The 12,893-nt window shown below is 66.7% G+C and carries 9 protein-coding genes; all 9 read right to left on the reverse strand.

The genetic code is table 11. The features are described from left to right. Positions 1-3: 3 nt before the first annotated feature. A complete protein-coding gene (locus QX039_RS05340; RefSeq protein WP_315736855.1) occupies positions 4-747 on the reverse strand; it encodes an ABC transporter ATP-binding protein in 744 nt (247 codons plus the stop codon). After that, complete coding sequence (locus tag QX039_RS05345; RefSeq protein WP_315736854.1) at positions 744-1,742, reverse strand: branched-chain amino acid ABC transporter permease; 999 nt, start codon at positions 1,740-1,742, stop codon at positions 744-746. The genes QX039_RS05340 and QX039_RS05345 overlap by 4 nt, the downstream gene beginning before the upstream one ends. Beyond that, positions 1,739-2,614, reverse strand: a complete 876-nt coding sequence (locus QX039_RS05350) for a branched-chain amino acid ABC transporter permease (RefSeq protein WP_315736853.1) — start codon at positions 2,612-2,614, stop codon at positions 1,739-1,741. Before QX039_RS05350 ends, QX039_RS05345 begins: the two co-directional genes overlap by 4 nt. A gap of 71 nt (positions 2,615-2,685) precedes the next feature. Further along, a complete protein-coding gene (locus QX039_RS05355; RefSeq protein WP_315736852.1) occupies positions 2,686-3,825 on the reverse strand; it encodes an ABC transporter substrate-binding protein in 1,140 nt (379 codons plus the stop codon). Positions 3,826-3,905: 80 nt separating this feature from the next. Then, positions 3,906-4,787 carry a shikimate dehydrogenase gene (locus tag QX039_RS05360; RefSeq protein WP_315736851.1) on the reverse strand — a complete coding sequence of 294 codons (882 nt, stop codon included), beginning with the start codon at positions 4,785-4,787 and terminating at the stop codon, positions 3,906-3,908. Positions 4,788-4,908: 121 nt separating this feature from the next. Then, on the reverse strand, positions 4,909-5,850 hold the full coding sequence (locus QX039_RS05365; protein WP_315736850.1) for a LysR family transcriptional regulator: 942 nt from the start codon (positions 5,848-5,850) through the stop codon (positions 4,909-4,911). 31 nt (positions 5,851-5,881) lie between these two features. Then, a complete protein-coding gene (locus tag QX039_RS05370; protein ID WP_315771703.1) occupies positions 5,882-9,649 on the reverse strand; it encodes an AsmA-like C-terminal region-containing protein in 3,768 nt (1,255 codons plus the stop codon). Positions 9,650-9,818: 169 nt separating this feature from the next. Next, positions 9,819-11,051 (reverse strand): cytochrome P450, encoded by a 1,233-nt coding sequence (locus QX039_RS05375; protein ID WP_315771705.1) that lies wholly within the window; start codon positions 11,049-11,051, stop codon positions 9,819-9,821. Positions 11,052-11,121: 70 nt separating this feature from the next. Beyond that, positions 11,122-12,423: an MFS transporter gene (locus tag QX039_RS05380; protein ID WP_315771706.1), complete on the reverse strand. Its 1,302-nt coding sequence runs from the start codon at positions 12,421-12,423 to the stop codon at positions 11,122-11,124. Positions 12,424-12,893 lie beyond the last annotated feature (470 nt).

Raw genomic sequence — 12,893 nt, forward strand, 5'->3', positions numbered from 1 at the left:
CCCTCAGTGTCCGAGATAGGCTTCGATCACGGCCGGGTTGGCCCTGATCTCGTCGGGTTTGCCGATCGCAAGCACCTTGCCTTCCGCCATCACCATCACGCGCGAGCACAGCGACATCACAAACTCCATGTTGTGCTCGATCACGACGAAGGTGGCGCGGCGCTCGCGATTGATCGCGATCAGCCGCTCCTTGAGGTCGCCCAGCATGGTCGGGTTGACGCCGCCTGCAGGCTCGTCGAGCAGCACCAGCCGCGGGCCGCCCATGAAGGCCATCGCGGCATCGAGCAGCTTCTGCTGACCATAGGACAAGCCACCGGCCGGCTCGTTGGCGAGGTGCTCCAGCTTGAAGAAGCCGATCATCTGATCGGCGGTCGTGGTCAGGCCGGCATCCGACGGACCGAACAGGCGCGACAGCATGCTGCCGCGATGCTCCTGTCCCGCAAGGATCAGATTGTCGCGCACCGACAGTTTCGGGAACACCTGCAGCAACTGAAACGTGCGGCTGACGCCGAGCCGGTTCAGCTCCGCCGGACGCTGTCCAGTGACGAGCTTGCCGTCGACCCTGACCTCGCCGGCACTCGGCACCAGCTGGCCGAGGATACAGTTGAACAGGGTCGACTTGCCGCAGCCGTTGGGGCCGATCAGGCCGAGGATCTCGCCCTCGTGCACGTCGAAGCTGACGCCGTTGACGGCGGTGATGCCGCCGAAGCTCTTCTTGACGTCGCGTACGTCGAGGACTGCGGTCATCGCGCGGCCTCCAGCTTGGATTGGGCCGCGGCCCGCAGCGCGGAGGCAGCCTGGGTTCGCCGTGAGCTGAGATAGCGATCGATAATGCCAAGGATGCCGGTGGGCGAGTAGATCAGCAGCAGGATGACCGCCACGGCATAGAGCATCAAATAGTAGCCCTCGGCGAAGCGCAGCCACTCCGGCAGCAGCACCGCGATCATGGCGCCCAGGAACGGCCCGAGCATGAAGCCAGCGCCGCCGACGATCACCATCATCAGGAGGTCGAGCGAAAGCTGCAGGTTGAACGGCACCGGGTCGACATATTGCGTCAGCGGCGCATAGAGCACGCCGGCGATGCCGCCGAGCACGGAGCCGATTGCGAACGCCATCAGCGTGTAGCGCCTGGTGTCGATGCCGAGCGACTGCGCCCGGATCGGGTTCTCGCGCAGCGCCATGAAGGCGCGGCCCCAGGGCGAGCGGATCAGCCACCACATCGCCAGCGTCACCAGACCGAGCGAGCCGAGGCAGAGGTAATAGAACGGCAATGGCTTGCGGGTCGGAAAGCCGAAGATTTCCGGGCGCGGAATGTTGCTGATGCCGTAGATGCCGTTGGTGAGCCAGCTCTCGTTGCGAAACACCAGGAACGCCAAGGTCGAGAAGGCGAGCGTGACAAAGGCGAGATAGTGGTGCTGCACGCGCAGCGCCGGATAGCCCAAGAGCCAGCCGACGGCGAAGCAGATCACGATGACGAGCCCTAGCGCGGCGATCAGTGGCCAGCCATGCGTAGTCAGGATCGCGGCCCCGTAGGCGCCGATGCCGACGAACGCGCCCTGGGCCAGCGACACCTGTCCGGCATAACCGAGCGTGAGGTTGAGCCCCATGGCCGCAATGGTCATGACCGCCCACTGGCTCAGAATATACAGGCCGTAGCGGTTGAAGTTCATCGGGATGATGATCAGACCCGCGATGATGACGAGACCGAGCGCGACGAGAAGCAGTTTGCTGTGCTTGCTCATACCGTACGCTCCTCGGCGCGTCCGAGCAGGCCCTGCGGCCGGAACAGGATGACAAGGATCAGCAGCACCATCGGAACGGCGGCGCGATACTGAGTGGAGACGTAGGCGGCGGCGAGGTTGTCGACGACGCCGATCAGGAGACCGCCGGCAATGGCGCCGCGCACCTGGTTGAAGCCGCCGACAATGGCGGCGATAAACGCGGCCTGCCCGAGCACCTCACCGCTGGAAAACTTCGCGAGATAGATCGGCGTGATCAGCAGCGAGGCCAGCGCCACCAGCACGGCGTTGATCAGGAAGGTCAGGAGGATCATACGCTCGACAGGCACGCCGATGATGCGCGCCACCGTCGGGTTCTGCGCCGCCGCCTGCATCTGGTGACCGAGCGACGTACGGTTCAAGAGTGTGGTCAGGCCGACGACGGCCAGGATCGCGACGGCGAGCACACCGAGGCTCTGCAGCGAAATCGCACGTCCGAGGATCGAGACATCGCCGACCGGCACGATCGAGGGGAAAGGCGAGGCCTCGGCGCTGAAGAACTGCTTCACCGCCTCCTTGATCCCGACCGCCAGCGCCATGGTGGCGATCGCCAGCGGCAGCACGCCATGCCGCAGCATCGGATCGACCAGCAGCATCTTGAAGGCGAGACCGAGCAGCAGTGCCGACAACAGGATGCCGACGAGAACCGCGAGCCAGAACGGCGCGCCGAGATGCATCACCGCGAGCATCAGGAAGGCCGGCAGCATCACGAACTCGCCCTGGGCGAAGTTGATGGTCTGCGAGGTCTGCCACAGCAAGGTGAAGCCGACGGCAACGAGCGCGTAGATGGCGCCGGTGGCGAGACCCGCCACGATCAGGTCGAGCAGATTGGACATCGTTTCCCCCTAAGCCTTTGGGTGACGGCGGCACTAGCATCCCCTCCGGCGCCGCCGGTCGACCGTTGTCCTCAGTTGAGCTTCGGCAGCACCTGCTTCACGACCTGCTTGCCTTCGACCACCTCGACCAGGAAGCCCTGGCGATCGATGTCGCCGTTCTGGTCGAACGTGACATCCATCAGGATATTCGGCTCGGTCGAGGTCTTGATGGTCAGGCCGTGCAGCGTGTCGGCGAAGGCCTTGGAATCCACCTTGCCCATCTTCTCGGTCGTGGCCTTGACCATGTAGATCGCGAGATAGCCCTTGAGGCCGTTGTGATCCGGCACGTAGTTGTACTTCTTCACGAAGCGGTCGCGGAACGCCTTGATGGCCTCGATCGGTGCGTCGGTGGTGAGACCGACATGGCCGCGGGCGCCGTTGGCGGCATCGCCGGCGAGCTCGATCACCTTCTGGCCGACCAGCGTGGTCTCGCCGATCAGCGGCGCGGTCACGCCCTGGCGCTTGATCTCCTTGAGGATGCGCGCGCTCTCTTCCTCGTTGACATAGATGAAGACCGCATCCGGCGCCGCCGCCTTGATCTTGCTGACGTCGGCGGCGAAGTCGGCCTGGCCGGCTTCGGTCGAGAGGTCGGCCGCGACCTTGATGCCGAGACGGTTGAACTCCTTGGTGATGACGTCGCGACCGCCGCGGCCGAAATCATTGTTGACCCAGACCACCGCGACCGACTTCGCCTTCAGCTCATCGTTGATGTACTTCGCGACCTTCGGCATCGACGATTGCTGGCCGAACGAGGTGCGGAACAGGAACTTGTTGCCGGCCTGCGTGAGCTCGGCCGCTTCGCCGCCCATGATCTGGGTGATGCCGGCCTCGGCCGCCAGCGGCGCCGTCACCTTCACCGAGCCGGAATAGCCGGGCCCGAGCAGCACGTAGGGCTCGCCATCGAGCGCCTTCTGCACCTGCGCACGCGCAACGCCGGGGTTCGACTGCGAGTCGGCATGGCTGACCTCGATCTTGCGGCCGAGGATGCCGCCCTTGGCGTTGATTTCCTCGACGGCGAGATCGATGCCGTTCTTCCAGTTGTTGCCGACGGTGGCGCCACCGCCTGAGAGCTCGGCGACATTGGCGATCTTGATGGGGGCGCCGGATTGCGCGAAGGCGGCTCCGGACAGCAGCACGGCTGAGCACAGGCCAGCCAGGGTGATCGATCTCACGTTGTTTCCTCCTCTGTTTCCAAACGCTTGTTTGCGTTTCTTGCTTGAACGACTAGTCCGGCGCGTATTGGCCGGTTTGGTCAGGCGGCGTCAACCGCCGGATATCTCTCCGCCATATGGTTGTCGAACGCCGCGCCCATCGCCTCGGTCGAGGGCACGAGCCCCGTGAACAGCTCGAACGCGTCCGCCGCCTGATAGATCGCGAGCTCGCGCCCGAGCAGGACGTGGGCGCCCCGGGCCTTGGCGGCTTTCAGGAGTGGCGTCCACAGCGGCGAATAGACGGCGTCCGCGACCCAGAGATCGACGCGCAGCAAGTGTTCCGGCACCGGCGTACCGCGGTTCGGCAGCATCCCGATCGGTGTGCCGTTGACGACGCCCACCACCCCCTGCAGCGCCTCTTCGACGCTATCGGCCACCGTGATGGATTTGCCGCCCGGAAGCAGGTTCGCCAGCTTCTCCGCACGCGCACGCTCGGTGTCGTAGATGTGCAAGCCTGCGACGTCGAGGTTCGCAAGCGCGAACGCAATCGCTTTACCAACCCCGCCGGCCCCAATCAGCGCCACGACGCCGCGACCGGTCCGGCTGACCAGCGGCGCCACTGCCCGCTCGAAGCCGGTGGTATCGGTATTGTGGCCGATCAGCCGGCCATCGCGCACGACGACGGTATTGACGGCGCCCATCGCCGCCGCCTTCGGCGCGAGTTCGTCGAGCAGCTCGACCACAGCTTCCTTGTAGGGATAGGTCACATTGACCCCGGCAAAGCCGAGCCGGCGCACGCCTTCAAGCAGCGTCGCCAGACCCGCGCGATCGGCACCGGCCACCTCGATCAGCTGGTAATGGCAGCGCATGCCGAGCGCCGCCGCGGCATATTCGTGCATCGCGGGAGACGCCGAATGCGCGATCGGCGCACCGATCAAGCCGGTCAGGAATTTGCGGGCTTTGAGCGCGGAAAGATCGGGCACGTTCGCTTTTGTCTCTTGCTGCTGTGACGTGCGAGCGTCGCACGCGCGGATTTCGATGCAGACGATAGCGCGTTCGCTCGCTAACACAATTACTCAAATATCGGCTGAACCTAACATCATGTTATTTTTTGCCGCCGCCGGATTTCGCCGGTTTGGCCACCTGACGTCGGCCGGGCTCCAGCGCGCGCATCTCCGCGCGCAGGCAGTCGATGAAGTGTTCGGCGTAGAGCGACAGCGGCGTGCCGCGCTTGACGGCGATGTAGGTGTCGAACCGCGTGGGCTCGGCAATCTTGATCAACTCGATGCCGGGATAGCCGCCATGCGCGACCGTGAACTGGTCGATCACCGCGATGCCGAGCCCGGCCTTCACCAGCGCGCAGACCGTGGTGCCGAAGCGCGCCTTGATCGAGATGTTGTAGCTGAGTTTGTTGCGCGCGAAGATCTCCGCCATGATCCGGCCGTAGGGGTCGTTGGGATCGATGCCGATCAGCGGATAGCGCGTCATCTCGGCAGCCGACACCTGCTTGCGGCCGGCGAGTTCGTGTCCCGGCGGCACGATGCAGAACAATTCGCCTAAGGCCAGCGGCAGGAATTCGAGCCCGGAATGATCGAGCCGGTAGCTCATCGCCACGCACTCGCCCTTGCCCAGCATCAGATAGTCGATCGCTTCCTCGATCTTGAGAATGTTGATGTCGATGCCGAGATCGGGATAGCGGCGGCGGACGCGCTCGATCGCGCGCGGCACCATCACCTGGGAGATGCTGGGCACCGAGCCGACGCGCAGTTCCGACAGCGCGCCGCGGCCGATGTTGGAGATGATGTAGCTGAGATCGTCGACCTTCTCGTAGACGCTGTTGATCTGCTCGAAGATGTTCTGCGCCTCGGGGGTCGGGAAATAGCGGCCGTTCTGGCGCTGGAAGAAACGGATGCCGAGCGAGCGCTCGGTGTATTTCACCAGACGGCTGACGCCCGGTGCCGACACCTTCAGCAGGCGCGCGGCGCCGTTGATGGTGCCCGTCACCATGACCGCGCGGATGACCTCGACCTGTCGCAACGTCATCATCGGCGCGGTCCCCGCACGCCTTCGGCCGGGATCACGGACTGCCCGGCGGCGTCAGCACGACCGGCGGACGCGGCACCGGCCTGGGGCGCGGCGGCAGCGCACCCGGCGCGGGCTTGATTTCGACCGGCGGCGGCAGGGGCGCGACCTGCGGCTGGCTCGATGCCACCGGTGCCGCCGGCTGAGGCGCGGGAGCGGAGAGCGGCTGGGTCAGCGGCGGCACGACGGCGCGGGGGCCGCCGAGCTTGGCGCGCGGCTCACGCCGCGGATCACGCCCGGGCAGCGGCACGTCGGCCGCACTCGGCGCGGCCGGGCCAGCCTCGGGTGGACCAGGCAGCGACGCGGTGGACGACGGATAGGCCGGCGGCACCTCGCCGCGCGCGATCGCATCCAGACGCCGCGTTTCGCGATCGATCGCACGCACCGCGAGCCACGACGACAGCGAGGTGACGTCGACCGCGCGCGTCAGCGCCCCGGACGTGCCGATCACGAACAGCTGGATCTCGGGACGGCTGTTGGCGTTGCCGACGGTGTTCGCGCTCAGGCTGGCGCGAATGTCGGCCTGGTCGGCAGGAATGTCGAAGCCACCGGACACGACGGCGCGGGCGCCCTGCGCTTCGAGCGTGGTGGCGCCGACACGCAGCCGGCCGTCGCGGATGATGAAGGGGATCTGAGCAGACGCGACCGGCAACGTCCCCGACGTCAGCACCGGCTCGATCACCTGCCGCAACTTGCCGTCGTCGCTCACCTGGCCTGCGTCGGCCGCGCGCAACGCCGCATCGAACGCCCGCGGGTCGAGATTGGGGAGCGCCGCATTGTCGAGCGTCACCGTGCCATTGCCCGAGAGCGCGTTGACCAGTGCCTGCACGCTGCGCCCTTCGGCGGCGAGCGTCATCTGCGCCGAAACCTTGCCGGCCGGCATCTTCAGGCTGTGATAGCGCAGCGCGTTGCCGTCGATGCCGGCGAGCTCGACGCGGCCGTTCAGGACGAGACCATTCGCGTTGGAGCGCGCATCGACGGTCGCGGTGACGTCGCCGCCGCCGAGCTTGCCCTTGACGTTCTCGATGGTCAGCGACTGACCGTCGCTCTTGATGGCGCCGCCCAGCGGACGCAGATCAGTGCCGTTCAGAATGGCGCCGCTGAGGGCCTGGAACGAGACCCGCCCGCGCCATCCCTTCAAGAGACCTGCGCCGAGAGGCTCGGCCTGCTCACGCCCGGCCGCGCCGACCAGCACCGAGAACACTTGCGGCACGTCGAGCGCGTCCAGCCCGAGCTCACCATCGATCTGCTTGTCCTCGTCGAGCACCAGGGCGAGCCGGCCGCGCAGCCGCGATCCACCGACCGTGCTGTCGATGTCGTCGAGCGTCACGCGATTGTTGGAAAGACCGAGACGGGAGAACAGGCGGATGTTCTGCGCCGCCGGATCCTGCGGCTTCAATCCGAACAACGGCGACAGATTGGCGCTGCGCAGGCGCAGATTGACGTTGGCCTTGGCGGTGTCCCCCCAGGGATCGACGGAGCCTTGCGCATCGCCATCGAGCCCGGCGCCGGACAGCTTCGCATTCATCCGCAGCGGCGTGCGCCAGCTGCCGGTCACGCTGGCGTCGAACTGGGCCGGACCGTTGCCGGCCGCCGCGACGCGATCGAGCCCGAGCAGCGCCAGCACGACATTGCCCTGCTCGGCCGCGACGCGGCTCTCGATCCCAAGCTCGGTTCGATCGATCGCGTCGACCTCGAAGCTGCGCAGCGCCGCCGCCGACGGTTTGGCCGTCAGCGTCGCCGAGCCCTTGAGTTGCGGCGCATCGAGATCAAGCACCGCCTTGGCCTGGCTGCGGTCGGCAGTGGCAGGATCCTTGGCGAGATCGAGCGTGAGCTTCAACCGGGCAGCGCCGGCAGGCGTGCCGAGTGCATCGAAGCGCGCGGCGATCTGCGGCGCGAACGGCTGCACCAGCGCCGTGATCTCCTTGAGCGAGCCGGCCATCGAGGTCACGACCAGCCGCCCGGTCGCGTCGGCGCGATCGAACCGGCCGGAGCCCTCGCTCGTCACGCCGCCGCTCTGGCCAAACTTGATCTGGTCGATGGCGATGGTCTTGGGATCGTAGGAAAAGCGCGCGGTGAGCGGACGCAGCTCCTGGCCGCTGAGCTTGGCGCGGCCGACGTCGAGCGCCACGGTGGCCTCGGCGGGCCACTCGCCGGTGACGCCGACCAGCGACCGGGTCACGGCCATCGCCGCGTCGAGGTCGAGCCGGTCACCCTTCAGCACCGCTTCGAAACGCGAGCCCGGCCCGGCCGACCGGTTGACGAGAGCGACGCGTCCATCGACGGAGCCGCCGTCGATATCGGCCTTGAGGCTGTCGATCGCGATCCGCTCCGGCGCCACGTTGAGGTCGCCGCGCAGCCGCAGCGGACGCTGGGTGCGGTAGCTGCTGTCGCTGCGGCCCTGCAGCCAGGCCACCAGCGTATCGGGCTCCGACGATTCGAGATCGAGCGCGCCGGTGAAGCCCGATGTCACCGAGGTCGAGATGCCGATGGTCCGGAAGGTCAGCCGCGTCGAACCGGGCGCGCGCAGATCGACCTTCTCGAGGCTCCATGCCGACGGCTCGTTGTGCAGGTCGGCGGTGAAGTTCTGCACCGGGCGGCCGGAGAGCATGATCTGCTCGGTCGCGAACTGCACATTGGCCGGCATCGGCAAGGTCGGCAGTTGTGCAATCCAGTTGCGCAGCGCCGGCAGCACCAGCGCGGGCGCAATCGCCCGCCGGTCCTTGACGTCGTCACCGCCGGCCAGGAGCTTGTCGGCATCGAGCTGGCGTGCGGACAGTGAGGCTTTCAGCACGGGGGCGGCGCCGAAACGGACGTCGCCGCTGCCCGCGAATTTCAGTGAGCGATCCTCCTGGCCGAAGCTGACCTCGATCTGGTCGAGCTTGGCCGTCGCCTGGTCGCCGACGATCTTGGTGGCGATGCGCCAAGGCGTCGCGCCGGCCTGGTTCAGCGGACGGGTCTTGGCCTGTTGGACCTGCTTTGCGGACGGCTCCTTCGCAGACTGGGCGGGCTTGTCGTTGTCGGCGCCCTGCTCTTTCGGGGGCGACGACAGCGTCAGCGCGCCCTCGAACTTCGGCGAGCGGTTGGGAAAGCTGATGAGGCCTTCGATGTCGGCCATCACGGGACGCTCGCCCGGGTCGATGTTGAGGTGGACGCGCAGGCCGTTGGAGTCCTTGTCCTGGCTCGACGACACCCGGAACGGGTAGCGGCCGCCGCGGATCGACACGGCGCCGTCGCCGCGCAGGGAGCCAGCCAGCGAGCGCACGTCGCCGGAGAAGACGATGTCGGTCAGCTCCAGCGTCGAGCGGCTGGCTGCGTCGTGCAGGGCGACGCGGCCGGTGAGATTGAACCGGTCGATCGCGAGCGCGGCCAGATTGAAGCGGCCGGAGGCAGCCGGCAGGTCGACCAGGCCCTTGGCATCGAGGCCGAGATCGGCGGCCATGCCGCCGATGGTGAGTTCGTTCGCCCGCCATTCCCCGCGCATCAGATCGCCAAGGCTGAACTCGACGTCGAGCTTGTCGGCGCGCAGCTTGCCGAGATGGTTGGCGCCACCGAACGTGACCTGGCGCAGCCTTAAGGTCGGCGTCGGTAACAGCCGTGCATCCAGCGCACCGGCGACCCGCACGGGCACGCCAATGACCTGGCTCGCCTCGGCCTCGAACTGCGGCCGGAACTGGTTCCAGTCGACGAAGTACGGGCCGATCAGCGCAGCAAGGAGCGCAAGGATGAAGGCAATCGCCAAGCCGAGCAGGGTCGTCTGCACGGGGTCTCCCTCAAAGGACAACGCTCCGGTGTCCCAACCTTAAAACCAATGCGGCCGCGGCCCACTGGCATCGATACCGGAGCGCTGCATCATATAGGATTAAGTATGGCGAAGTCACAGCGCTGTCGGTCTTTCCGGGGGCGTTGCACAACTCCGTTAACGAAGATGGTTACCAGTGGGCCGGCAGCCGCTTGAGGCCGCGCAGCACGAAGGTCGGCCGCCATTCCGGGTTGTCCGGATCGTCCAGCTTCAGCTCCGGCAGCCGCCGCAGCAGGGTTCCGATCGCGATCTCGGCCTCGATCCGGGCAAGCTGCGCGCCCAGGCAATGGTGGATGCCGCCGCCGAACGACAGCGGCTTCACGTTTGGCCTGGTGATATCGAGCTGTTCCGGATTGTCCGGATACACGGCGGGATCGCGGTTGGCCGAGCCGAGCAGGCACAGCACGCTCTCGCCCGCAGGAATCCGCCGGCCGCCGAGATCCTCGATATCCTCGAGCGCGACCCGCCCGGTGAGCTGCACCGAGGAATCGTAGCGCAGGAACTCCTCGATCGCGTTCGTGATCAGCTCCGGCCGCGCCTTCAAGAGCGCCAGCTGCTCCGGGTTGCGGTGCAGTGCCAGCAGGCCGTTGCCGATCAGGTTGACCGTGGTCTCGTGCCCCGCGCCGAACAGCAGGATGATGTTGGCGGTGAGCTCCTCATGGCTGAGCTTGGCGCCATCCTCCTCGGCCTGCAGCAGCTGCGTCGTCAGATCGTCGCCGGGATGTTTCCGGCGCAACTCGAACAGGTGCTGGAAATACGCCTTGGACACGGCGTTGCCGGCATTGCCCTCGGCGATCTCGGCCTTCGACAGCGGCACCGGCTCGAGCAGTCGGCCGCCCTCGCGCGAGCTCTTGTAGAACGCCTCGCGATGCTCCTCGGGAATGCCGAGCATGTCGCAGATCACGGTGACGGGCAGCTTGAACGCGAAGTCCTCGATCAGGTCCATCCGGCCCTGCGGGATCACCTGATCGAGCGTGCGGTCGACGATCTCCTGGATGCGCGGCCGCATGTCCTCGACCCGCCGCGCCGTGAACGCCTTCACGACGAGGCCGCGCAGCCGGGTGTGGTCCGGCGGGTCCTGCTGCAGCATCCAATGCCGCATGCTCTGGAACACCGGCTCCTTCATGATGTCGGGACCGTAGCGCCGGATCGAACGCGCGACGAAGTCCTTGCCGAAGCGCTTGTCGCGCAGCACCAGGCTCGATTCCGCGTGCCGGCTGGCGAGGAACGCGCCGAACGGCGTCACATGCATCGGATCGTTGTCGCGCAGTTGCGCATAGAAGGGATAGGGGTCGCGGATGAACTCCGGCGACAGCGGATTGAACAGCGGCGCAGCCTTGGCGGCCTGGACATGCTCGTTCATGTGGTCCCTCCCTTGGATTGGCCGATTAGCTCACGGCCGCGCGGCGATGGCAAGTCGGCCGGATCACACATCACGCCGTGGCCCCTGCCGTCCTTAACCTGTGCAATTGGCCGGCGACGAGGCGGACCCTGCGGGGTGCCGCGATCCAGATCGCCGCCGCCGAGACGAAGGCGCCGAGGAAGGCGATCACGAAGCCCGGCGTGTAGCTCAGGGTGTAGTCATAGAGCACGCCGGTCACCCACGGACCTGCTGCGCCGCCGCACAGCCCGATCAGCATCAGCGTTCCGAAGATGCTGCCGAAATGCGCGCCCTGGAATATTTCCAGCGCGACCGCGCCCATCACCGAGGTCAGGCCGTAACCAAGCGCGCCCTGCGTCGCCACCATGACGTAGATCAGCACGAGCGACGGCGCGGCCTTGAGCGCGATCAGCGCGGCGAAGCAGATCGCGAAGCCGAGACAGCCTAATCCCCACACCGCCTCGCGCCCCAGACGATCCGACAAATGGCCGAGCGCGATCTGGCCGGGAATCCCGAGCAGGCTCACGGCCCCGAGCGCCCACACCGCGACGCTCGAGCTGAAGCCGATCTCGAGCAGGTATTTCGTCTGGTGCACCTGCACCGCGTACCAGACATAGAGCCCGAAGAAATAGCCCAGCGCGAGCCACCAGAACCGGCCCGTGCGCAGCGCACGCGACAACGTCCAGTCGGTGCCGGCCCAGGCGGCGTCGACGATGTTGGAGACCGGCTTGGCCGCATGGGCGAGCGGCGCGGCGTCGCCGTCGGGACGCAGGCCGATCTCCTCCGGCTTCTTGCGCAGCAGCAGATTGATCGGCGCCAGCACGACCAGCACGACGATGCCCATCGCGGTGCAGGCCGTGCGCCAGTTGGTCTGCGCGATCATGTGCTGCACCCACGGCAACAGCGTCATCGAGCCGACGCCGACGCCGGCGAAGGCGATGCCGATCGCCAGCCCGCGGCGGCGAATGAACCAGTTCGGCAGGAACAAGGACTGGCCGGAATAGCCGAGGCAGACGCTGCCGGCGCCGACCATCACGCCGATCGTGATGTAGAGATGCCAGGGCTGCGAGGTCAGCGGCGCCAGCAACAGGCCGCCGGCCATCAGCGCGACGCCGAGTTCCATGACGGCCCGCGGGCCGGTGCGATCCATCAGCCGTCCGATCAGCGGACTGACGATTCCGGAGGCAACGAAGCCGAATGAGAACGCGCCGGCGGTGACGCCGCGGTCCCAGCCGAATTCGGCGAGGATCGGCGGATAGAACAGCGAGAACGCCGTGCGTGCATTGACGCCGACGGCCATCGTCACGAAGGTCACGGCGACGATGACCCAGCCATAGTAGAACGGCAGGCGCATTGTTGTTTCACTCCCTGGTGCATCCTTCGCATCATCTGCATGCGGAGGGGTCAAGGATTTTCTACGCCGCGCCATCCCGTGTCAGTTACCTCCGAGGTCATGTGTGCGGCGCACTATTCCCTCTGCCCAGCTGTCGTCCCGGCGAACGCCGGGACCCATACCGCGTGATCTCGCGAGGGATATGGCTGGCGGTCATCCGTCTCATTCACGCCGGTAGTTATGGGTCCCGGCTCAAGGCCGGGACGACACCGCGTGTGTGGCGAGCTTCGCTGGGTCATGGCTGCGCTTTCTCGCGGCGCCATCGCGCCCGAGCTGTGCTTAGCTGCTCACCCTCATCAATCAGGAGGGCGCAGGGAAGGCCGGGCGCTGGCCGCGCCCGTGGCCCGCCTGCTCAAAAAAATGCAGGCGGCAGGTACCACAGATCCTATGGGGCGGCGGGTGGTCAAGAAGGGTTAGGATTGGATTTCCGA

It is taken from the genome of Bradyrhizobium sp. SZCCHNR1043 (assembly GCF_032489675.1).
Lineage (GTDB): Bacteria > Pseudomonadota > Alphaproteobacteria > Rhizobiales > Xanthobacteraceae > Bradyrhizobium.

Bases quoted from the DNA above. Each gene is read 5' to 3' on its own strand.
- QX039_RS05340 (WP_315736855.1), bottom strand. From the start codon at position 747: ATGACCGCAGTCCTCGACGTACGCGACGTCAAGAAGAGCTTCGGCGGC.
- QX039_RS05345 (WP_315736854.1), bottom strand. From the start codon at position 1,742: ATGAGCAAGCACAGCAAACTGCTTCTCGTCGCGCTCGGTCTCGTCATC.
- QX039_RS05365 (WP_315736850.1), bottom strand. From the start codon at position 5,850: ATGATGACGTTGCGACAGGTCGAGGTCATCCGCGCGGTCATGGTGACG.
- QX039_RS05380 (WP_315771706.1), bottom strand. From the start codon at position 12,423: ATGCGCCTGCCGTTCTACTATGGCTGGGTCATCGTCGCCGTGACCTTC.
- QX039_RS05350 (WP_315736853.1), bottom strand. From the start codon at position 2,614: ATGTCCAATCTGCTCGACCTGATCGTGGCGGGTCTCGCCACCGGCGCC.
- QX039_RS05375 (WP_315771705.1), bottom strand. From the start codon at position 11,051: ATGAACGAGCATGTCCAGGCCGCCAAGGCTGCGCCGCTGTTCAATCCG.